19 protein-coding genes are annotated in these 19156 nt (G+C 72.9%); 6 read left to right on the forward strand and 13 right to left on the reverse strand.

Going from position 1 to position 19156, the window contains the following annotated elements:
* Window positions 1-474, reverse strand: coding sequence for a DivIVA domain-containing protein (locus ACFYO9_RS03235; protein WP_358777684.1), 474 nt, complete (start codon window positions 472-474; stop codon window positions 1-3).
* 125 nt (window positions 475-599) lie between these two features.
* Here ACFYO9_RS03235 and folP point away from each other — a divergent pair, with 125 nt between their 5' ends.
* A complete protein-coding gene (gene folP, locus ACFYO9_RS03240; RefSeq protein ID WP_355803165.1) occupies window positions 600-1460 on the forward strand; it encodes a dihydropteroate synthase in 861 nt (286 codons plus the stop codon).
* Window positions 1461-1475: 15 nt separating this feature from the next.
* Here folP and ACFYO9_RS03245 read toward each other — a convergent pair whose 3' ends face one another.
* On the reverse strand, window positions 1476-2249 hold the full coding sequence (locus ACFYO9_RS03245; RefSeq protein WP_358710285.1) for a TIGR00730 family Rossman fold protein: 774 nt from the start codon (window positions 2247-2249) through the stop codon (window positions 1476-1478).
* Window positions 2250-2358: 109 nt separating this feature from the next.
* Entirely contained in the window at window positions 2359-3438 is a 1080-nt protein-coding gene (gene dapE / locus ACFYO9_RS03250) for a succinyl-diaminopimelate desuccinylase (RefSeq protein ID WP_358777685.1), read from the reverse strand.
* A gap of 60 nt (window positions 3439-3498) precedes the next feature.
* Between dapE and ACFYO9_RS03255 the strand changes: the two genes are divergently transcribed.
* Both ACFYO9_RS03255 and ACFYO9_RS03260 read left to right on the forward strand, forming a co-directional pair.
* Window positions 3499-4398 carry a heavy metal transporter gene (locus tag ACFYO9_RS03255; RefSeq protein WP_358777686.1) on the forward strand — a complete coding sequence of 300 codons (900 nt, stop codon included), beginning with the start codon at window positions 3499-3501 and terminating at the stop codon, window positions 4396-4398.
* A 367-nt stretch (window positions 4399-4765) separates the two neighbouring features.
* Entirely contained in the window at window positions 4766-5224 is a 459-nt protein-coding gene (locus ACFYO9_RS03260) for an ATP-binding protein (protein ID WP_355803173.1), read from the forward strand.
* 91 nt (window positions 5225-5315) lie between these two features.
* Here ACFYO9_RS03260 and ACFYO9_RS03265 read toward each other — a convergent pair whose 3' ends face one another.
* Together ACFYO9_RS03265 and fdxA are read right to left on the reverse strand one after the other, a co-directional pair.
* Window positions 5316-6410 carry a bifunctional succinyldiaminopimelate transaminase/glutamate-prephenate aminotransferase gene (locus ACFYO9_RS03265; protein WP_358777687.1) on the reverse strand — a complete coding sequence of 365 codons (1095 nt, stop codon included), beginning with the start codon at window positions 6408-6410 and terminating at the stop codon, window positions 5316-5318.
* A 94-nt stretch (window positions 6411-6504) separates the two neighbouring features.
* Entirely contained in the window at window positions 6505-6825 is a 321-nt protein-coding gene (fdxA, locus tag ACFYO9_RS03270) for a ferredoxin (RefSeq protein WP_030573070.1), read from the reverse strand.
* Between the two features lie 143 nt (window positions 6826-6968).
* Between fdxA and ACFYO9_RS03275 the strand changes: the two genes are divergently transcribed.
* Together ACFYO9_RS03275 and ACFYO9_RS03280 are read left to right on the forward strand one after the other, a co-directional pair.
* A complete protein-coding gene (locus ACFYO9_RS03275; RefSeq protein WP_358777688.1) occupies window positions 6969-7970 on the forward strand; it encodes a GNAT family N-acetyltransferase in 1002 nt (333 codons plus the stop codon).
* Between the two features lie 148 nt (window positions 7971-8118).
* A complete protein-coding gene (locus ACFYO9_RS03280; protein WP_358777689.1) occupies window positions 8119-8949 on the forward strand; it encodes a transglutaminase-like domain-containing protein in 831 nt (276 codons plus the stop codon).
* A 57-nt stretch (window positions 8950-9006) separates the two neighbouring features.
* On the opposite strand, the gene ACFYO9_RS03285 is transcribed toward ACFYO9_RS03280, so the two are convergent.
* The 8 genes from ACFYO9_RS03285 to ACFYO9_RS03320 all read right to left on the reverse strand — a co-directional run bounded on the left by ACFYO9_RS03285 (window position 9007) and on the right by ACFYO9_RS03320 (window position 16830).
* A complete protein-coding gene (locus tag ACFYO9_RS03285) occupies window positions 9007-9720 on the reverse strand; it encodes a response regulator transcription factor (protein WP_358777690.1) in 714 nt (237 codons plus the stop codon).
* Complete coding sequence (locus ACFYO9_RS03290) at window positions 9717-10874, reverse strand: histidine kinase (RefSeq protein WP_355804163.1); 1158 nt, start codon at window positions 10872-10874, stop codon at window positions 9717-9719. Before ACFYO9_RS03290 ends, ACFYO9_RS03285 begins: the two co-directional genes overlap by 4 nt.
* A gap of 59 nt (window positions 10875-10933) precedes the next feature.
* Window positions 10934-11692, reverse strand: coding sequence for an ABC transporter permease (locus ACFYO9_RS03295; RefSeq protein WP_355803183.1), 759 nt, complete (start codon window positions 11690-11692; stop codon window positions 10934-10936).
* Complete coding sequence (locus ACFYO9_RS03300; protein ID WP_358710278.1) at window positions 11689-12639, reverse strand: ABC transporter ATP-binding protein; 951 nt, start codon at window positions 12637-12639, stop codon at window positions 11689-11691. The genes ACFYO9_RS03295 and ACFYO9_RS03300 overlap by 4 nt, the downstream gene beginning before the upstream one ends.
* 194 nt (window positions 12640-12833) lie before the next feature.
* Window positions 12834-15014 carry a hypothetical protein gene (locus ACFYO9_RS03305; protein WP_358777691.1) on the reverse strand — a complete coding sequence of 727 codons (2181 nt, stop codon included), beginning with the start codon at window positions 15012-15014 and terminating at the stop codon, window positions 12834-12836.
* Window positions 15015-15178: 164 nt separating this feature from the next.
* Window positions 15179-15547, reverse strand: a complete 369-nt coding sequence (locus ACFYO9_RS03310; RefSeq protein ID WP_355804165.1) for a DUF6113 family protein — start codon at window positions 15545-15547, stop codon at window positions 15179-15181.
* 140 nt (window positions 15548-15687) lie between these two features.
* Window positions 15688-16611 (reverse strand): N-acetyl-1-D-myo-inositol-2-amino-2-deoxy-alpha-D-glucopyranoside deacetylase, encoded by a 924-nt coding sequence (gene mshB / locus ACFYO9_RS03315; protein ID WP_355803189.1) that lies wholly within the window; start codon window positions 16609-16611, stop codon window positions 15688-15690.
* A 24-nt stretch (window positions 16612-16635) separates the two neighbouring features.
* On the reverse strand, window positions 16636-16830 hold the full coding sequence (locus tag ACFYO9_RS03320) for a hypothetical protein (protein ID WP_055569071.1): 195 nt from the start codon (window positions 16828-16830) through the stop codon (window positions 16636-16638).
* A gap of 147 nt (window positions 16831-16977) precedes the next feature.
* Between ACFYO9_RS03320 and ACFYO9_RS03325 the strand changes: the two genes are divergently transcribed.
* Window positions 16978-19146 carry a prolyl oligopeptidase family serine peptidase gene (locus ACFYO9_RS03325; RefSeq protein WP_355803191.1) on the forward strand — a complete coding sequence of 723 codons (2169 nt, stop codon included), beginning with the start codon at window positions 16978-16980 and terminating at the stop codon, window positions 19144-19146.
* Window positions 19147-19156: the final 10 nt, after the last annotated feature.

The raw sequence follows: 19156 nt of genomic DNA on the forward strand, positions 1-19156 counted from the left end.
TCACTGGTCGTCGCCCTTCTCGTCCTTCTCGGCGCTGTCAGCCCTGTCAGTCCTGTCAGTCCTGTCGGCCCTGTCGGCCCTGTCGGCCCTGTCGGCCCTGTCGGCCCTGTCGGCCCTGTCGGCCGTGCGCGGTGCGTACCCCTCGAAGAGGGCGGGCCCTGCGACCGCGGTGGCCTGCGCGCCGGCCAGAGCCGCCTCCAGCTCGGCGATGCGGGCGTCCCGCTCGGCCAGCTCGGCGCCGAGCCGGGTGAGCACGTCGTCGACCTCGTCCATGTGGTAGCCGCGTAGCGTCATCGGGAAGCGCACCGCGTCGACGTCGGCGCGGCGCAGCGGGCGGTCCGGGGGCAGCGGATCGGTGAACCGCTCGGGCGCGACGTCGGCCAGCGCACCGCTCTCGCCGCCGCCGACCACGGCGAGGGACACCGCGCCGACCACCACGACAAGGGCGATGACCAGGAACAAGAACAAGACCATGGCTTCCGGCCCTCACGCTCGACTGCCCGTGCTGAAACTTCTCGGGTCCGATCGTGCCATGCGCCTCTGACAGTTAAGGTCGCAGGCGGCCGAACCGCGACAAGGACCCAGGAGGACCACAGGGGATGCTCAGGCTTGGCAGGCGCGAGTTCGACGCGCACGAGCCGGTGATCATGGCGATCGTGAACCGGACCCCGGATTCCTTCTACGACCAGGGGGCCACGTTCCGCGACGAGCCGGCGCTCGCGCGCGTGGAGCAGGCCGTGGCCGAGGGCGCCGCCATCGTGGACATCGGCGGGGTCAAGGCGGGCCCGGGCGAGGAGGTCACCGCCGAGGAGGAGGCGCGTCGCACGGTGGGGTTCGTCGCCGAGGTCCGCAGGCGCTTCCCCGACGTGGTGATCAGCGTCGACACCTGGCGCCACGACGTCGGCGCCGCGGTCTGCGAGGCCGGCGCCGACCTGCTCAACGACGCCTGGGGCGGCGTCGACCCGAAGCTCGCGGAGGTCGCAGCGCGGTACCAGGTGGGCCTGGTGTGCACGCACGCGGGCGGCGCCGAGCCGCGCACCCGGCCGCACCGGGTCACGTACGAGGACGTGATGGCGGACATCCTGCGGGTGACGGTCGGCCTGGCCGAGCGCGCGGTGGAGCTCGGTGTGCCGCGCGAGTCCGTGCTGATCGACCCGGGGCACGACTTCGGCAAGAACACCCGGCACAGCCTGGAAGCGACCCGCAGGCTCGGCGAGATGGTGGACACCGGCTGGCCCGTGCTGGTCTCGCTGTCCAACAAGGACTTCGTGGGCGAGACCCTCGACAAGCCCGTCAAGGAGCGCGTCATCGGCACCCTGGCGACGACGGCGGTCTCGGCGTGGCTGGGCGCGCAGGTCTACCGCGTGCACGAGGTCGCCGAGACCAGGCAGGTCGTCGACATGGTGGCGACGATCGCGGGCCACCGGCCCCCGGCGGTCGCCCGCCGGGGACTCGCGTGACCCCCTACCGGGGTACTACTTGCCGACTTCCTTGGTCACCAGGGAGATGGCCTCCTCCACGTCGTCGGTGACGTGGAAGAGCAGCAGGTCGGCCTCGGACGCCTTGCCCTGGGCGATGACCGTGTTCCTCAGCCAGTCGACGAGGCCGCCCCAGTACTCCGTGCCGAACAGGACGATCGGGAACCGGGTGACCTTGCGGGTCTGGACGAGGGTGAGCGCCTCGAAGAGCTCGTCGAGGGTGCCGAGGCCGCCGGGCAGGACCACGAAGCCCTGCGCGTACTTCACGAACATCGTCTTGCGGACGAAGAAGTAGCGGAAGTTCACGCCGATGTCGACGTAGGGGTTGAGGCCCTGCTCGAAGGGGAGCTCGATGCCGAGGCCGACCGAGGTGCCCTTCGCCTCGACGGCGCCCTGGTTGGCGGCCTGCATGGCGCCGGGGCCGCCGCCCGTGATCACCGCGAAGCCGGCCTCCACGAGCGCCTTGCCGATCTCCACGCCCGCCGCGTACTCCGGCGAGCCCTCTGCGGTGCGCGCCGAACCGAACACGCTGATCGCGGGCGGGAGTTCGGCCAGCGTGCCGAAGCCCTCGATGAACTCGGACTGGATGCGCAGGACTCTCCAGGGGTCCGTGTGCACCCACTCCGAAGGGCCGTCGGAGTCGAGGAGACGCTGATCGGTGGTGCCGGGCTGCACCTTGTCCCGCCGGCGAAGCACCGGGCCGAGCCGCTGCTCGGGGCCCTTCCGTGCGGCGCGGGCAGCGCTGTCGGTGCCGTTGTCGGGATTGCTCATCGTCTGCTCCCTCCATGCGTACGTGACCCACAGCGTAGATCCACGCGGGTTACGGCAGAGGGACCTCGGGATGTCCGGTACCGGGAGCCTCGTGCGGCCGCGGGCGCCGCTACGACGTCAGCCAGGCACGCAGCTTCTCCTCAGCCACCGGGATCAGCGAGGCCTGCACGCGCTCGTCGATCTTGTGGGCGAGCAGCGGGTCACCCGGGCTGTAGTTGACCGCGGGCACGCCGAGCGCGCTGAACCGGGAGACGTCCGTCCAGCCGAACTTGGGGCGCGCCTCGCCGCCGACGGCCGCCATGAACGCCGCCGCGGCCGGATGGGTGAGGCCGGGGCGGGCCGCGCCCGTGTGGTCGTCCACCACGAACTCGTCGACGCCGCAGTCGGCGAAGTAGTCGCGCACGAAGGCGACGGCCTCCTCCTCGGTGCGGTCCGGGGCGTAGCGGAAGTTGACGGTGACGGTGCACTCGTCGGGGATGACGTTGGTGGCGACGCCGCCCTCGATGCGGACGGCGTTGAGCCCCTCGTGGAACTCCAGGCCCTCCACGACCGGCTTGCGGGGCTCGTACGCGGCGAGCCTCTCCAGGATCGGGGTGGCCGCGTGGATGGCGTTGGAGCCCATCCACGCGCGCGCGGAGTGCGCCCGTACGCCCCGGGTCCTCAGCAGGACCCGCAGGGTGCCCTGGCAGCCGCCCTCGACCTGGCCGTCGGTCGGCTCCAGGAGTACGGCGAAGTCGCCCGCGAGCCACTCGGGGTGGGCCTCGGCGACGTGCCCCAGGCCGTTGAGGTGCGCGGCCACCTCTTCGTTGTCGTAGAAGACGAAGGTGAGGTCGCGGTTGGGCTCTGTCACCGTCTGCGCGATGCGCAGCTGGACGGCGACGCCCGACTTCATGTCGCAGGTGCCGCAGCCCCACAGGACGCCGTTTTCGTCGAGGCGGGAGGGCACGTTGTCCGCGATCGGGACCGTGTCGATGTGCCCGGCGAGGATGACTCGCTCGGCGCGGCCGAGGTTCGTGCGGGCCACGACGTTGTTGCCGTGCCGGTCGACCGTGAGGTGCGGCAGCCCGCGCAGGGCCGTCTCGATGGCGTCGGCGAGCGCCTTCTCCTCGCCGCTCGGGGACGGGAAATCGACCAGCCGCGCGGTGAGCTCCGCGGCGTCGAGCGTGAGGTCAAGCGGTGTCTGAGGCATGCGCACGACCCTAACGCCGTCGCCCCGCGCGGCCTCTTCCAGGACTAGTACCTTGGTCGCGTGCCCGAGCCCTCCAGCCCCGTCCGGCGCGGCCGTCTCCTGCGTCACGCGGCCGCGGCCGCCGCGTTCCTCGCGGTCGTGGGCTATGTGGCGCTGCAGTGGGTCTACGGCGCCAAGCCCGCGCCCCGGTGCACGGTCGTCTCCGGGAACGGCGACGGCGCCTCGTACACGTTCACCGCGGAGCAGGCGGAGAACGCCGCGACGGTCGCCGTGGCCGGCACCTCGCGCGGGATGCCCGAGCGCGCGGTGACCATCGCCTTGGCCACCGCGCTGCAGGAGTCCGGGCTGCGCAACATCACCCACGGCGACCGGGATTCGCTCGGCCTCTTCCAGCAGCGCCCCTCGCAGGGCTGGGGCGACGCGCGGCACATCATGGACCCGGCGTACTCGGCGGGCCGCTTCTACGCGCACCTGGCCGAGGTCCCGGGCTACTCGCGGCTGCCGCTGACCGTCGCCGCGCAGCGGGTGCAGCGCTCCGGTTTCCCGCAGGCGTACGCCAAGCACGAGCCGGACGCCGCGCTGCTGGCCGCCGCGCTCACCGGCCGGACGCCCGCCACCTTCAGCTGCGAGGGCCGCCCCGGCACCGACCCCGGCGGCCCCGCGCGGGTGCGGGCCGCCCTCACCCGCGACTTCGGCCGCGAGGTGCGCCCCGGCACGGCCGCCGGACGCACGGTGACGGTCCCCGTGCCCGCCCGGCCGGTTGCCGACCGGCCCCCGCAGCGCGGCTGGGAGCTGGCGCACTGGGCCGTGGCGTACTCCTCGGCGCTGCACATCGAGAAGGTTGCCTACGGTGGCCGGGAATGGCGCGCCGGAGAGCCGGGCGGGTGGCGGAGGTCGACGGCGGACGGCGCGGGACGGGACGCCGCCGCGGGCGCGGTCCGGATCGTCACCGGACCGTAGGACGCCGCATCCCTCGCCGCGTCCCTCACCGCATCACGCATGCGTTCGGGCGGTCCCTCGATCGGGGTGCGCCGGACGCGGCGGGACGACACCGCGCACGCCTTTCCGCACCCCTGTACCCCCCATGCAATTCCCTTGCACGGTACGGGAATTAAGGTTTCGGCAGCCAATCGTCGCACGATCACTTTGACCGTTTTTATCCGCAGCAGATAATGCGACGCATTGCGAATTCTTTACGTTGGTCCACCGCAACCTTCGCGGGCTTCGAGCGGTAGTCACTGCGTCCGATCGCCGGAAGCCGTCCGGCGGGGCGCCGGAGCCAATCCGGCCGGACACCCCAACGTTCTCTCCCGTCTGAAGGAGCATCATGTCCCTCCCCCTGACCCGCCGGATCGCCCGTGCCGCGCTGCTGAGCGCAGCGGGTGCAGCTTCCGTGGTCGGTGCGGCCGGCTCCGCGAGCGCCGTTGACCTTCCGGCCGCCCCCGACCTGGGCGGAGTGAGCGCCCTGGACGGCGCCGAGCTGGGCGACACCGTCGACGGTGCGGCTCAGAACGTCACCAACCTCGCCGGCGAGACCGGCAGCAAGGCCGTGAAGCAGACCGTGCCGGCCGCGGGCAAGGCCGTCGGCAGGGCGGGCAAGACGGCGACCCCCGCCGCGCAGCAGGCCGCGGGCGATGTCGCGGGCAGCGCGGGCAAGGTGCTCGGCGAGACCGCCGAGACGGCCACCGACGGCGGTCTGCCCACCGACAACCTCCCCACCGACTCGCTCACCGGGGGCGGCCTGCCCACCGGGAACCTGCCGGTCGGAAGCCTGCCGCTCGGCTGATCCCGCGGCACGCATGGCGAAGGGCCCGGAGCCAGTGGCTCCGGGCCCTTCGCCATGTCCGTCGTCGCGCCCGTCACCGGGTCCGCGCGGCTCAGGCCAGGCGCGCGACCGCCGCAGCGATCCGCTCGTCGCTCGCCGTCAGCGCCACCCGGACGAAGCGGTCGCCCGCCGGGCCGTAGAAGTCGCCGGGCGCCACCAGGATGCCGAGGTCCGCGAGGTGGGCCACGGTGTCCCAGCAGGACTCCTCGCGGGTCGCCCACAGGTACAGGCTCGCCTCGCTGTGCTCGATCCGGAAGCCGTGCCCGAGCAGGGCGGCGCGCAGGGCGGTGCGGCGGGCCGCGTACCGCTCGCGTTGCTCGCGCACGTGCTGGTCGTCGCCGAGCGCCGCCACGACGGCCGCCTGGGTCGGCGCGGAGGTCATCATGCCGCCGTGCTTGCGGATCTGCAGCAGATCGCCGAGGACGGCCGCGTCACCGGCGAGGAACGCCGCCCGGTAGCCCGCCAGGTTGGACCGCTTGGAGAGCGAGTGGACGGCGACGATCCCCTCGTACGAACCGCCGCACACGTCCGGGTGCAGGACCGAGACCGGCTCGGCCTCCCAGCCGAGCTCCAGGTAGCACTCGTCGCTGACCAGGAGCACGCCGTGCTCGCGGGCCCAGGCGACGGTGCGGGTCAGCTCCTCGCGGGTGAGGACCCGGCCCGTCGGGTTCGAGGGCGAGTTGAGCCAGAGGAGCCTGAGGCGGGTCGGGTCGAGCTCGGCGGGCTCGTCGTACGCGACGTACTCGGCGCGGGCCAGGCGGGCGCCGACCTCGTACGTCGGGTAGGCGAGCCGCGGGTAGGCGACCACGTCGCCCGGGCCGAGGCCCAGCTGCGTCGGCAGCCAGGCCACCAGCTCCTTGGAGCCCACGATCGGCAGGACGTTGCGGTGCGTGATCTCCCGTGCGCCCAGGCGCCGTTCGCACCAGCCGGTGATCGCGTCGCGCAGCTCCGGCGTGCCCCACACCGTGGGATAGCCCGGCGAGTCCGCGGCCGCGATCAGCGCTTTCTGGATCAGCTCGGGCACCGGGTCCACGGGGGTGCCCACCGACAGGTCGACGATGCCGCCGGGGTGGGCGGCCGCGGTGGCCTTGTACGGCTCGAGCTTGTCCCAGGGGAAGGTGGGAAGCCGGTCGGAGACTGCGGACACGTGGTGACTCCCGTGCTGGTGCTGGTCTTTACAAACGCCGCGGTCCCGTGCGGCGGGACGCCGTACGGGACCGGGGCAACGCTCGGACCGCCGGTTACTGGTTCTGCGGCGGCAGGGCGGCGATGAAGGCGTGGTCGCGCTCGATCAGGCCGAGCTTGCTCGCGCCACCCGGCGAACCGAGCTCGTCGAAGAACTCGACGTTCGCCTTGTAGTAGTCCTTCCACTCCTCAGGAGTGTCGTCCTCGTAGAAGATCGCCTCGACCGGGCAGACCGGTTCACAGGCTCCACAGTCGACGCATTCGTCCGGGTGGATGTACAAGGACCGGGAGCCCTCGTAAATGCAATCGACCGGGCACTCCTCGATGCACGCCTTGTCCTTGACGTCGACACAAGGCTGCGCGATGACGTAGGTCACGCTGTCGTTCCTCCTCGATACGGGCGTTGGCGGGCCGTCCTCAGGCTCCGCTCGCCTGGCGCGCGGGAGCGCGGCGTCGTCGATGCCCGCCCCTAGTATCTCCGTTCCCGGGCATGATCCGAACAGGAGGGGCTCACAGAGTCGTGGAATTCATTGCCGGCGGACGTCTCGAAGTCCGCATCACCCCAGCTGACGTGGGCAAACGAGTGTCCGTCCGGCGCTTGAGCGATGCTGTGGGCGCGACGGAGAAGTTCACCGACACGGTGGGTGTTCTCGCATCGTGGGACGACGGTGTAATGCACATCACACGACGGAACGGCGAGAGCGTCCGGATTCCGGAACGGTCCCTCGTGGCGGGCAAGGTCGTGCCGGCCGCGCCCGCCCGCCGGCGCGGACCCGCCGCCTCCTACGAGGAGCTGGCGCGGGTGTCCGCGCGGGCCTGGCGTCCGGTGGAGAGCGAGCGGCTCGGCGACTGGGAGCTGCGGGCCGCGGGCGGGTTCACCCGGCGGGCCAACTCCGTGCTGCCGCTCGGCGATCCGGGGCGCCCGCTCGACGAGGCGCTTTCGGCCGTGCGCGCCTGGTACGCGGAGCGCGGCCTGCCCCCGTACGTGCAGACCGCGACGGGCGCGGAGGGCACCCAGGAGCTGCTCTGCGCCGGCCTGGTGGAGCGCGGCTGGGAGCGCGAGGTGAGCGCGGAGCTGCACATCGGGGGGCTCGCGCCGGTCGGGGATCTGGCCGCGGACGTGACGCGCGTGGAGCTCTCGCGGGCCTGCGACGACGCCTGGCTGCGCCGGTACCAGCGGTCCACGGAGCCCGGGGCGCATGTGCGCAAGGTGCTGGCGAGCGGGCCCTCGGTATGGTTCGCTTCCGTGCCCGGGAGCGGTGCGGCCCCGGCCGCGATCGGGCGGTGTGTGGTGGACGGTCGCTGGGCGGGTTTCATGGCGGTCGAGGTGGCCGAGGAGCACCGGCGCCAGGGGCTCGCCACCATGGTGATGACCGCGCTGGCCCGGCAGGCCCTGGCCGAGGGCGCGTCGGCGGCCTGGCTGCAGGTCGAGGAGGCCAACGACGGCGCGCGGGCGCTGTACGGCGGGATGGGTTTCACCGCGCATCACGCCTACCACCACTATCGGTACGGCCCCGCCTGAGCGGGATGCACCGGCCCGGCGGGGCGCGGCGGAGCACGGGAGCGCGCACCGGGCAGCGGCACGGCGGAACACGGCACACCGAGAACGGCACGACAGAGCAGAGCACGGCACGGAGACAGCGCCCGGCGAGGGCAGACACGAGGCACGTATGCACGCGGAGTCCGGCGAATGGCGGCGGCGGTTCGCCGAAGAGGCGAGGTCACAGCGGCCCGATCTCGCGCTGCTGTGCCTGCTGATCGGCGCCGAGGCGGACCCCTCGCTCGACGAGCAGGGCCTCGACGCCGCCGGGATCGAGCTCGACCGTCTCGCGGGGCTGCTGCCGTTCCGCCCCGGCGGACCCCGCGCGTGGGCGCTCGCGCTCGCCGAACTCCTCGGTGAGCAGTGCGGGTTCGAGGGGACGCCGGGTGATTACCAGCGGCTCGACTCCTCGCTCCTGCACCAGGTCCTGCGGCGTCGCAGGGGGCTGCCGATCCTGCTCTCCGTGGTGTGGATGGAGGTCGCGCGGCGGGCGGGCGCGCCCGTCTACGGGGTGGCGCTGCCGGGGCACTTCGTCGTGGGCTTCGGCCCCCGCGAGGAGCAGGTGCTCGCCGATCCCTTCGACGGCGGACGGCTGCTGACCGGCGCCGACGCGGAGCACCTCGTCGCCGGCGCGGCGGGCACGGGCATCCAGCCGTCGATGCTGACGCCCGCCGATCCGCTCAACATCGTGCAGCGCATCCTCAACAACATCCGCGCCTGGGCCGCCGCCCGCCCCGAACGCTCCGAAGTCGCGCTCTGGGCCCTGGAACTGTCGCTCCTGCTGCCCGCCCACCCCGCCCGGCTGCGCTACGAACGAGCCCAACTCCTCGTCCAGCGCGGCGACTTCCTCGGCGGCGCGAAGGAGCTCGACGCGTACGCCGACGTGGTCTCCACGGTCGAGCCGACCACGGCGGAACGGGTGCGGCAGCAGGCGCGGGCGGCACGGGCAATGCTCAACTGACGGCGCCGGGGCAGCCATTGGTCGGGCGGTTTCCGCACGACCGGAGCCTTCCGCGGCTCAGAGCCAGCCCTTGTCCCGTGCCGTCCTGACCGCCTCCGCGCGGTTGCGGACGGCGAGCTTCTGGATCGCCGTCGAGAGGTAGTTGCGGACGGTGCCCTGGGAGAGGTGCAGGGCCTTGGCGAGCTCCGCGTTGCCGGCGCCGTCGGCCGCCGCGCGCAGCACCTCGCGCTCGCGGTCCGTCAGCGGGTTGGCGCCCTCGGCGAGCGCCGCCGCCGCCAGCGTGGGGTCGATGACCCGCTCCCCCGCGAGCACCTTGCGCACCGCGGCGGCGAGCTGCGCCGCGGGGGCGTCCTTGACCAGGAACGCCTGCGCGCCCGCCTCCATGGCGGTGCGCAGATAGCCGGGGCGGCCGAAGGTGGTGAGCACGACCACCTTCAACGCGGGGAACTCCGCGCGGAGTTGGGCCGCCGCCTCGATGCCCGTCATGCCGGGCATCTCGATGTCGAGCAGGGCGACGTCCACGGCGTGCGCGCGCACCGCAGCGAGCACCTCGTCGCCGCGGGACACCTGGGCGACGACCTCGATGTCCGGTTCGAGGCCGAGCAGCGCGGCGAGCGCCTCACGGACCATCGCCTGGTCCTCGGCGAGCAGAATCCTGATGACGTCCCCCGAACCGCCCGTACCGTCCGTACCGTCCGAGCCGCCCGCACCGCTCGCGCCGGCCTCGCTGCTCCCGCTGTTTCCGCTGTTCCCGCTGTTCCCGCTGCTCATGAGGGGGATCCTACGGCCGCGTCCCGCATCGGCACCCGTGCCGCAAGGCGGAAGCCGCGGCGGCCCGCGGGACCCGTCTCCAGGACCCCGCCGACCGCCTCCACGCGTTCGCCGAGGCCCGTCAGGCCGTTGCCCGCGAGCGCCCCCGCGCCGCCCGCCCCGTCGTCCTCCACGGAGAGCTCAAGAAGGCGCCCCGCCAGCGTCTGACGTGCCGTGAACTGCACCGTGCAGCGCCGCGCCCCGCTGTGCCGCACGACATTGGTCACCGCCTCCCGCAGCGCCCAGGCGAGCACCGCCTCCGCCTCCTCGCCCGGCAGGTCGGCGGGCGGCTCCAGCGGGACCTCCGGGTCGATGCCCGCGGCGGTCAACGCGGTGCGGGCGCCGGCCAGTTCACCGGCGAGGGTGCGCCTGCGGTAGCCGGAGACGGCCTCGCGCACGTCCACCAGGGCCTGGCGGCTGACCTGTTCGATGTCCGCGACCTGTTGCGCGGCCTTGTCGGGGTCGGTGGGGAGCATCCGCCCGGCGAGCTCGCTCTTGAGGGTGATCAGCGAGAGCGAGTGACCGAGCAGGTCGTGCAGGTCGCGGGCGAGGCGCAACCGCTCCTCGTTCGCGGCCAGTTGGGCGACGGTGGCGCGGGCCTGCCGCAACTGCACCGTCGTACGGATCAACTCGCGCACGCCCGACATCGCGAACCCCACCAGGAGGGTGATCACCCCGAGGTTGGTGATCAGGTCGCCGAGGCCGTCGTCGCGCAGGCCGACCACGATCATCAGGAGGGTGACCGCGGGGATGACCCAGAGCGCGTACCGGATCGGCAGGACGGCGCCCGCCGAGACCGAGACGTACACGAAGAGTCCGAGCCAGTGGTCGCCGAGACTGAGGCCGAGCACCGTCGCGAGCGCCACGAGGACCCCGAAGGAGGCGGCGACCGGGCCCCACTGGAGGATCTTGGTGGTGTAGCGGAAGACGAGGGTCAGATAGCAGCCCACGAAGAGCGCGAGGCCGAGCGAGCCGAGCACCGTGGCGAGGGCCGTATGGTGGCCGTCGGCCAGATCCTTGACGGGGGCGCTCAGGAATACCAGCCAGACGCCGATCCAGGCCGACTTGGCCAGGAACTGGCGGCGGCCCTGGGGCGGCCGCCCGAACGTGTACACGGGGTGGAACTCATGGCCCGCGGCGGCCTTTTCGCCCGGGGTCCCGGTCTCGGTCTCGCTCACGCCTTCAAGGTGTCCTTCCGGTACAGCCAGGCCGCGCCGCCCGCGAAGAGGAGGAAGTAGGCCACCAGAAGCGTGATGTCCTTCGCGTGCGGTGCCTCGCCCAGCTCGATGGCCTGCCCGAGGGCAGCGTACGCGTGGGTGGGCAGCCAGGACGCGGTCTCCCGCAGCCAGTGCGGGAACGTCGTCACCGGCATCCACAGGCCGCCCAGGATGGAGAGCCCGAAGTAGATGATCATCGTGATCGGGCGGACCGCGTCACCGCTCGCCAGGTAGCCGATGGCCACACCGAGCGCGGCGAAGCAGAGGCTGCCGGCCCAGATGGCGCCGGTCAGCGCCAGCCACTGCCAGGCGTCGAACCGGATGCCCTTGAAGATCCCGGCGACCGCGAACACCACGACGATCGACGGCAGGCTCACCACCGCCGCGCTGGCGGTCTTGGCGAGGACGTAGCCGCGCCCGGGCAGCGCCGTCAGGCGCAGCTGCCGCACCCAGCCGCTCTCGCGCTCCTTGGCGATGCGCTCGCTGTTGCCCATGAGGACCGCGGTGAGGGCGCCGAAGGACGCCATCGAGACCATCATGAAGGCGGGCACGGACAGATTGGTCTCGGGGACCTTGTCGGCGGTGCTCTGGCTGCCCGCGATGATCACGAAGAGCACCGAGGGGTAGATGACGGAGAAGAACAGGAACTTGCGGTTGCGCAGCGCGCGGACGATCTCCAGCTTGATGAGACTGCGCGAGGCGAAGGCGTTCGTCATCGGGTCCTGGCCTCCTCGGCCTCGGTGATGGCCACGAAGGCCTGCTCGAGACCGAGCCCGGCGACTTCGAGGTTGCGGGGGTAGAGGCCGAGCCCGTACAGCGCGTGCACGGTGGCGTCGGCGTCGGTGGACTGGATGCGGACGGACCGCCCGGAGACATCCAGTGTGGTCAGGAACGGCAGTCCCTTCAGGGCGGCCGTGTCGACCGGCCCCTCCAGGTCGAAGGCGACCTTGCGGGCGCCCGCCCTGGCCTTGATCTCGGCGGCGGTGCCGTCCGCGAGGAGGCGGCCGCGGTGCAGGACCAGGACGCGGTCGGCGATCGCGTCGGCCTCCTCCAGGTAGTGCGTGGCGAACAGCACCGCGCGGCCCTGGTCCGCCTGCTCGCGCATGGTGGCCCAGAACGCCTGGCGGGCGGTGACGTCCATGCCCGTGGTCGGCTCGTCGAGGACGATCAGGTCGCCCGCGCCGGCCGTGGCGAGCGCGAAGCGGACGCGCTGCTCCTGGCCGCCGGAGAGCTTGTCGACCTTGCGCTCCGCGATCTGGGTGATGCCCGCGTGGGCGAGCACGTCGTTCACGCGGTGCGGCCTGGGGTGCAGGTCGCAGGCGAGCGTGACCAGTTCGCGCACGGTGACCTCGCCCATCAGGCCGCCGCTCTGCAGCATCGCGCCGACCCGCCCCGCCGCGATCGCCTCGCGCGGTGCCGTGCCGAAGACCCGTACCGTCCCGCTGTCCGCGCGCCGCAGCCCGAGCAGCAGGTCGAGGGTGGAGGACTTGCCCGCGCCGTTCGGCCCGAGCAGGGCCACCGTCTCGCCCGGGTGGAGGTCGAGGGTCAGGCCGTCGACGGCGCGGACCTCCCCGTAGCTCTTGGTCACCCGCTCGAAGCTCACCGCGGCGGTGGCCGGGGCCGTGGCCCCGGCGGCGGCGGGCGGTGCTGTCGTCGTCTTCATGTCCACCATCGTCACAAAACCGCAGGTGGCGGCGGCAGTGTCGGATGTGGTGTCTCCGGGATGACAGATGTCATGCCGAAGGCCGGACGGTTCTCCCGGTCACCCGGGAAGGCCGTCCGGCCTCCGTGGTCGTACGAGAATCAGCTCGCGTACGAGGATCAGCCCGCGTACGAGGATCAGCTCACGTCAGCGCGTCAGCTGGCGTTCGTCTCGATCACGCCGATCCGGGCGGCGGGCGTCTTGCCGACCAGCGCCTTGCCCATCGCCTGGGCGACGTCGGTGGGCTGGACCGGCGTCTTGTCGCCGTTGCCGCGCTGGATCAGCACGCCGTCGAAGACGTTGCCGTACAGCTTCTTGAGCTCCTCGAGGTTGTAGTGCACCTCCAGGGTGCCGCCGTTGACGACCTGGGTCTCCAAGATCTTCGGCAGCGACTTGGCCGGGCCGAACGGGATCGACCTGGTCCCCGCCTTGATGGTGACGTTGGCGGACATGGCCGGCTCGGCGAACCGGGTCATGAACTTGTCGACCTCGGCCTTGGAGACCGTCGGCCTGCGGGTGGTGGTCGGCACCTGGACCGTGCCCGCGCTGCCCGTCTCGACCTGCTTCTTGTACGCGTCAGCGACGGCCGTGGTCGACGCCTTCGGGTCGATGCCCTTGCCGACCTTGCCGTAGACCGGCACGGCCTTGCCGGGCTCGAACTTGACCGTGCCCTCCTTCGCCGTGCCCGAGCCGCCCGCGGCGCGCTCCAGGGCGGCCGCCAGCTTCTCCTCGTCGACCGGCATCACGGGCTCGACGACCCGCTGGCCGCCGAAGAGCGAACCGATCACGGAGACGGGGTTGTAGTCGCTGCCCGCGGCCTCGCGGACGGTGGCCTGGCTGTCGACGGTCAGGCCCGCCTGGTCCGGCTTGAGTGCGACGGGCGAGCCGTCCACCGAGAGCTTCAGGGGCTTGGTGACGCGGGCGCCGATGGCGTCGTCGAGCTTCTTGACGGCCTCGTCGCGGGTGCCGCCGCCGATGTCGACGCCGAGCACGGTGGTGCCCTTCGGGACGTCGGCGTGGTTCATCAACAGGCCCGCGCCGTACGCGCCGCAGGCCACGACGACCACGGCGACCGCGAGCAGGACCAGCTTGCTGCGGCCCTTCTTCTTGGCCTTCTTCGTCTTCGGCGCGGGGGCGGCGGGCGGCACGTCCGAGCGCACCGGGTCGGGCAGCTTCGGCGGGGTGTGCGGGACCGGCCCGTCACCCTGCGGGCCCTGCCCGAACGGGGAGTTGTCCTGCGCGGGCGGCACCACGGGGATGCCGCTGGTGAGGGTCTCGCCGGAGACGTTGCCTCCGGGAACAGGACCCCCGGGCCCGGCCGGGCCACCGGGCCCGGTCGGGCCACCGGTCGGGGAGACCGGCCCGGCCTTCTGCGGCGTCAGGATCGCGGTGTCGTCACCCATGGCACCGGAACGGGGCGGGCGCACCCCGGAGTTGGCGGGGGCGCCGGGGGCACCGGGCCCGCCGGGGGCACCAGGGGCGCCGGGAATGCCCGATCCGCCGGGCGCGGCGGGGCGGGGCCCGGAGCCGGGGGGCGCCAGGGGGCTGTCACCGGTGACGGGACCGCCGGTCGGGCCGGAGGGGTTGCGGGAGTCCAGCGCGTCCCGGGAGCCCGAACCGGCCGAGAAGTACGGCAGGTCGCCGCGCTGCGCGTCACCGCCCTGCGGGGCACCACCCGTGCCGAGCGGACCCGACGCCACGGCGCCGGACACGTCGAAGGAGCCCGTACCGGAATGACCGGAACCACCCGGGCCGCCGGAACTGCCCGCGCCACCGGAGCCGTTCGCGCCGGACGCCCCGGAGCCCATGCCCTGGCCCCCCTCGGGCCGGGCCGGCTTGCGCGGGGCGAACCAGTCGCTCGTCTTCTCGTCGGCCGCCGCGGAAGCTCCCGTACCGCCGTCGCCCGAGCCACCGCCCGCACCCGCGCCGGCACCGGAAGCGGAACCGGACCCCGGCCCTCCGGCGAGCGGCGATCCGGACCCCATGGTGCCGCCCGCGCCGGGAGCGCCCGGGGCGCCCGGAGCGCCGGCGTCGCCGCGGCCCTCGCCGTCCGCGATCGGGGAGATCCCGCGCGCGTCGTCGTCTCCGACGGGCGTGCGCATGACGACCGGCGGGATGGGCCGCGAGCCGGGGATGTTGATCCGGATGCGGGTGGTCAGCGTGGTCTGGGTCTCGGGTTCGTCGGGCCGCTCCTCGGCGGCCTGCCGCCGCGCTCCGTCCGCGCCGTCGGCGCCGGCGCCCTGGGCCGGGGAGCCGTAGGGCGGCGTCCCCGAGGGGTATGCGGCTCCACCGCGCCCCTGGGGGCCGGAGGACGAACTGTCAGTTTCACGACTCAAGGCAGGTTCTCCTGGTTGACTCCGCCGCCCGTCTCGACCTCATCCGGGGTCCCCCCGGCCGGAGGTTGGGGAGGCTCGGCGGCCGCACCACCATACTGGCCGCCGTCGGCACTCATCCTGTGACCGGCGTCAAACCCGTGCGGGACACGGGCCGAAGTGGTACGTCACTTGCCAAGTCGGGCGGCGGGACCGCTCGGTTGCGGCCCCTGCCCGAGCGTGGCGCACATCACAGCCACGGCCATTCCGCCGAGCAGGAAGCCGTACGAGCCGAGACCCGCGCCGAAGAGGAAGTCACCCTCCGGTCTGGTGGCGGTGAGCAGCATGACCGCCACCAGCCAGCCCGCGGCGGGCGCCACCGCCCCGGCTCTGGTGCCGGTCGCCCGCGACCCCCCGTAGAAGAGGCCTGCCGCGCCGAGGAGCGCGAGCAGCAACCCGGCGGGGAAGAAGCCGCCTTGGACGAGCGCCCCGGCGACACCGATGGCGGCGCCGAGCACGAAGAGTCCGGCATAAGCGGCAAGTCGCCCCGCCCGCAGGGGCTGTGCGAGGAAGCTGCCCGGGGGCGCGGCGCCGGGATTCCGGGTGACGGACTTCGCGGCGGCCGGCTTCTTGGCGGCGGGCTTCGCACCGGCGGGCTTCGCGGAACCCGCCCCCGACGACGCACGGGATCGCGTACTCACAGCACGGTCACCTCAGCCACATCCGTCACCCTTTCGAGTCCCGCGAAGAGATCCGTCTCCCGGGACGATCCCTCTGCGGACACTTCCCCCCGAACCAGCTCGTAATACTCCACGTCGAAGATCGGCTGGGCGAGCTGGTTGGAGAGGACGAAGAGCGGCTCGCTCACCGTGATCTGGGTGGCGTGGGCGCGCATCGCGGCCGCCTTGGCACAGGCGTGGGCGCTGCCGTCGATCTCCGTGGTGATCCGCTCGTCGTCCGTGACGCCCGGCACGTCGGCGACGGCGGCCGGCGCGGTGAACGGCGAGAACCGCAGCGCGTCCGGCAGCCGCGAGAAGCGCTCCTCGACCACGGAGCGCGGGGCGCGGTTCCAGTAGATCTTGGCGAGGGCGTGGGGCTCGCCGAGGTCGGCGCGGAAGGCCGGTTCGGAGGCGAGCTCGGCGGCGCGCATGGCGACGCGGTGCGCCTGGATGTGGTCGGGGTGGCCGTACCCGCCGTCGGGGTCGTACGTGACGAGGACCTGCGGGCGCACCTCGCGGATCACCTCGACGAGGTACGCGGCCGCCTCGTCGAGGTCGGCGGACCAGAAGGCGCCGGGGCGGTGGTTCTGCTCGACGCCCATCATCCCGGAGTCGCGGTAGCGCCCGGTGCCGCCGAGGAAGCGGTGGTCGGTGACGCCCAGCGCCTTCATGGCGGCCGAGAGCTCCCCGATGCGCTGGGCGCCCAGGGAGTCCTCGCGGTCGGCGGCGAGGTGGGCGAGCTCGGCCGGGATGACCTCGCCCTCCTCGCCCAGCGTGCAGGTGACCAACGTGACATGGGCGCCCTCGGCCGTGTACTTGGCCATGGTCGCGCCGTTGTTGATCGACTCGTCGTCGGGATGCGCGTGTACGAGCAGCAGGCGCCGGGCGGGCAGTTCCGTCATGGGACCACCCTACGAGCCCCCGGCTCAGAACTTGATGTCGCCGATCATCCCCGCCACGTTGGTCGTCAGCTCGTTGATGGTCGGCGCGACGGACGAGCTCGCCAGGTAGAAGCCGAGCAGCGTGCAGACGACCGCGTGCCCCGCTTTGAGACCGGACTTCTTGACCAACAGGAAGACGATGATCGCCAGCAGCACCACCGCCGAGATCGAGAGTGCCACGGCGGTCACCTCCAAGTCGTTGCCGTAACCCAGTGCGGACGCCAGCAGGTTCATACCCACCAAGCGCTACGGATCATAACTATCCGTGTGGACGCATGACTCGGAGCACGGCAGCACAGGGGGGCGCATGCGCCATAGGCTCGGAGGATGACCACCGAGAACCCCGGAATTCCCAGGCCCGACGAGAGCCCGGCACAGCGGCTCTCCTTCCCGCGTCAGCACGCCCGCACCCAGCGTTTCACCCTCGGCGCGCCGCGCGCGTTCACTCCGGCGCCGGACGGCTCGCGCGTCGCGTTTCTCCGTTCGTCCTCCAGCGTCGATCGAGTCGGCCAACTGTGGGTCCTGGACGTGTCGGACGGGGGCACCGAGCGCGTGGCCGCCGACCCGCACCGGCTTCTGGGCGGCGCGGACGAACAGTTGTCCGCCGAGGAGCGCGCGCGGCGCGAGCGCAGCCGTGAGGGCGGCGGGGGCATCGTCGGCTACGCGACGGACGCGGCGGTGGAGCTCGCGGCGTTCGCGCTCTCCGGCCGCCTCTTCACGGCCGGGCTGCGGGCGGACACCGCGCGCGAACTGCCCGTCCCCGGCCCGGTGATCGACCCGCGGCCCTCGCCCGACGGCCGGCACATCGCGTACGTGGCGCGCGGCGCCCTGCGCGTGACGGGCGCCGACGGCACGGGCGACCGGGCCCTCGCGGAGCCGGAGACGGGCCGGGAGGAGACCGTCACCTACGGTCTGGCGGAATTCATCGCGGCCGAGGAGATGGCCCGTTCACGGGGCTTCTGGTGGTCTCCCGAGTCCGACCGGCTACTGGTCGCGCGGGTGGACGACGCCCCGGTGCAGCGGTGGTGGATCGCCGACCCCGCGCACCCGGACCGCGCGCCCCAGCAGGTCGCGTACCCGGCGGCGGGCACGCCCAACGCGGACGTGCGCCTCTTCGTGCTCGGCCTGGACGGCTCGCGCACCGAGGTGGTCTGGGACCGGGCGCGTTTCCCCTATCTCGCGCGGGTGCACTGGTCGACGGACGGCGCGCCGCTGCTGCTCGTGCAGTCCCGTGACCAGGGCAGCCAGCTGTACCTCGCGGTGAATCCGGACGACGGGTCGACGCGGATGGTGCACGCGGAGGAGGACCCGGACTGGCTGGAACTCTTTCCCGGCTCCCCGTGCTGGTCGCCCAGCGGCAAGATGGTGCGGATCGCGGACGAGGCCGGCGCCCGCGTCCTGGCCTGGGGCGAACGGCCGCTGACCGGGCCGCAGTTGCATGTGCGCGCGGTGCTCGACGTGACCGAGCAGGATGTCCTGATCTCGGCGTCGGCGGGCCCGGCCGCGGCCGACCCGGAGACCGGCGAGATCCATGTCTACCGGGTCAACGAACTGGGCGTGGAGCGCGTCTCGCAGGAGCCCGGCGTGCACGCGGCGGTGCGCGCGGGCGGCCTCACCGTCCTGGTGTCGGCCACCCTCGACCGGCCCGGCGCTCAGGTCCAGGTGCTGCGCGAGGGCAAGCAGGTGGCGACCGTCGCCTCACACGCCGAGCGCCCGGGGCTCACGCCGCGCGTGACGCTCACCGAAGGGGGCACGCGCAGGATTCCGTGCGCCGTCCTGCTCCCCACGGATTACAAGGAGACGGACGGGCCTCTTCCGGTCCTGCTCGATCCGTACGGCGGCCCGCACGGGCAGCGCGTCCAGCGTGCGCACAACGTCTTCCTGACCTCCCAGTGGTTCGCCGACCAAGGGTTCGCGGTGCTCGTCGCGGACGGCCGCGGCACCCCGGGCCGCTCCCCCGGCTGGGAGAAGTCGATCAAGAACGACGTCACCCTGACCCTGGACGACCAGGTCGAGGCGCTGCACGCGCTCGCCGAAACGTTCCCCTTCGACCTGGAGCGGGTGGCGATCCGCGGCTGGTCCTACGGCGGCTTCCTGGCCGGCATGGCCGCGCTGCGCCGCCCGGACGTGTTCCACGCGGCGGTGGTCGGCGCCCCGGTGACGGATCTGCGGCTCTACGACACGCACTACGAGGAGCGGTACCTGGGCGATCCGAACCGCTCGCCGGAGACGTACCGTCACAACTCCCTGATCTGGGACGACGGTCTCGTGGAGGCCGCAGAGCCGCACCGCCCGATGCTGATCGTGCACGGCCTGGCGGACGACAACGTGGTGGTGGCGCACTCGCTGCGGCTCTCCTCCGCGCTGCTCGCCGCGGGCCGCCCGCACGAGGTCCTGCCGCTGTCCGGGGTCACCCACATGACCCCGCAGGAGCAGGTCGCGGAGAACCTCCTGCTGCTCCAGGTCGACTTCCTGAAGCGGTCGCTGGGGCTGTGACCGGGCGCGG

It is taken from the genome of Streptomyces sp. NPDC005863 (genome assembly GCF_042871345.1).
GTDB lineage: Bacteria > Actinomycetota > Actinomycetes > Streptomycetales > Streptomycetaceae > Streptomyces.

Excerpts from the sequence above, each read along its gene's own strand:
- ACFYO9_RS03235 (WP_358777684.1), bottom strand. The coding sequence starts at position 474 with ATGGTCTTGTTCTTGTTCCTGGTCATCGCCCTTGTCGTGGTGGTCGGC.
- folP (WP_355803165.1), top strand. The coding sequence starts at position 600 with ATGCTCAGGCTTGGCAGGCGCGAGTTCGACGCGCACGAGCCGGTGATC.
- ACFYO9_RS03245 (WP_358710285.1), bottom strand. The coding sequence starts at position 2,249 with ATGAGCAATCCCGACAACGGCACCGACAGCGCTGCCCGCGCCGCACGG.
- dapE (WP_358777685.1), bottom strand. The coding sequence starts at position 3,438 with ATGCCTCAGACACCGCTTGACCTCACGCTCGACGCCGCGGAGCTCACC.
- ACFYO9_RS03260 (WP_355803173.1), top strand. The coding sequence starts at position 4,766 with ATGTCCCTCCCCCTGACCCGCCGGATCGCCCGTGCCGCGCTGCTGAGC.
- ACFYO9_RS03280 (WP_358777689.1), top strand. The coding sequence starts at position 8,119 with ATGCACGCGGAGTCCGGCGAATGGCGGCGGCGGTTCGCCGAAGAGGCG.
- ACFYO9_RS03285 (WP_358777690.1), bottom strand. The coding sequence starts at position 9,720 with ATGAGCAGCGGGAACAGCGGGAACAGCGGAAACAGCGGGAGCAGCGAG.
- ACFYO9_RS03295 (WP_355803183.1), bottom strand. The coding sequence starts at position 11,692 with ATGACGAACGCCTTCGCCTCGCGCAGTCTCATCAAGCTGGAGATCGTC.
- ACFYO9_RS03300 (WP_358710278.1), bottom strand. The coding sequence starts at position 12,639 with ATGAAGACGACGACAGCACCGCCCGCCGCCGCCGGGGCCACGGCCCCG.
- mshB (WP_355803189.1), bottom strand. The coding sequence starts at position 16,611 with ATGACGGAACTGCCCGCCCGGCGCCTGCTGCTCGTACACGCGCATCCC.
- ACFYO9_RS03325 (WP_355803191.1), top strand. The coding sequence starts at position 16,978 with ATGACCACCGAGAACCCCGGAATTCCCAGGCCCGACGAGAGCCCGGCA.